Source organism: Aquitalea sp. LB_tupeE (assembly GCF_013391415.1).
GTDB lineage: Bacteria > Pseudomonadota > Gammaproteobacteria > Burkholderiales > Chromobacteriaceae > Aquitalea.
This window is the reverse complement of sequence record NZ_JACAXB010000061.1, coordinates 1-694: the sequence shown is the minus strand read 5'-3', so window position 1 is coordinate 694 and position 694 is coordinate 1. Positions and strand designations below refer to the sequence as shown.

Here is a 694-nt window from a genome sequence, read left to right as displayed (position 1 = left end):
AATGTACGAGGCCGATGTCAAAGGCGGACGACCAAGCATTGCGCCTGAGAAACTGATGCGTGCCATGTTGCTCCAGGTGCTGTACAGCATCCGCAGCGAGCGGCTGCTGGTCGAACAGATTTCCTACAACCTGCTGTTCCGCTGGTTCGTCGGCCTCGCCATCGAAGACCCCGTGTGGAACCACTCCGTATTCAGCAAGAATCGTGACCGGCTGATTACCTTTGATGCCGTCACCGAATTGTTCAATACCACTGTCGAGATGGCCGCCAGTAAGGGGCTACTATCGGGTGAACATTTCAGCGTCGATGGCACCTTGATCCAGGCGTGGGCCAGCCATAAGAGTGTGCGACGCAAGGACGGAAGCGATGATGATCGCCCCCCAGGCAACTGGCATGGCGAGAAGCGCAGTAACGCCAGTCATGCTTCGGTTACCGATCCAGACAGCAAGCTATACCGCAAAAGCAGTGTCGCACCGGCGCAGCTGAGCTACCTGGGTCATGTGCTGACCGACAATCGTCACGGACTGGTGGTCAATGTGCGTGCCAGCAGCGCCGATGGCTATGCAGAACGGGATGTGGCAGCCACCATGCTGGCGGATGTTTGCAAACCGAATGCCCGCGTCACGGTCGGGGCCGACAAGAACGACGACACGCGTGGCTTCGTCAGTGCCTGCCGCAAGATGAGGGTGACGCCG

General features: G+C 58.8%; 1 protein-coding gene. It reads left to right on the top strand.

Translation table 11 applies throughout. The annotated features are described in order from the left end of the window. The coding region (locus tag HWX34_RS21000; RefSeq protein WP_178974155.1) for an IS5 family transposase at positions 1–694 on the top strand (694 nt) is incomplete at both ends.